2 protein-coding genes are annotated in these 555 nt (G+C 47.9%); both read left to right on the forward strand.

From position 1 onward, the window contains the following. A partial coding sequence (locus tag R8O11_RS31885; protein WP_412035100.1) for an ATP-binding protein occupies positions 1–168 on the forward strand: 168 nt, incomplete at its 5' end. Positions 169–188: 20 nt separating this feature from the next. After that, positions 189–555: response regulator transcription factor (locus tag R8O11_RS30380; protein WP_318195283.1), on the forward strand; the 367-nt coding region annotated here is incomplete at its 3' end.

Genomic DNA, 555 nt, shown 5'->3' on the forward strand with positions numbered 1-555 from the left:
CAACAAGATAATCCGACCCAAGCTTTTGTGAGCTCTAAAGCCGAAGGACTTGGGTTAGGGCTGGCGATTTGTCGTGACGTAATGGAAATGCACGGCGGCGAGTTTCTCATTGCTTCGACCACGCCGCACGGCTGTTTGGTTGAGCTTGTGTTTCCTTATCAAAACTAATCGGTATTTAGGAGCAGTTAATGATCAGCAGTGAAAAGCAGCTGCCTGTTTATGTGGTTGACGATGATGAATCGGTACGTGATTCGCTGGCTTTTATGCTGGAGGAGCATGACTTTAACGTGACGACTTTTGCTGATGGGCAATCTTTTCTCGACGAAGTGAACATTCATCAGGCCGGATGCGTGATCCTTGATAGCCGAATGCCTAACCTTCGTGGTCAGCAAGTTCATCAATTTTTGAATGAGGCGCACAGCCCATTAGCGGTGATTTATCTGACCGGTCATGGTGATGTACCGATGGCGGTCGATGCGTTGCAAGCTGGGGCGGTCAACTTTTTCCAAAAACCAGTTAAAGGCGATGAACTGGCTCAAGCAATATTACATGGTC

It is taken from the genome of Vibrio sp. 1288 (assembly GCF_033344475.1).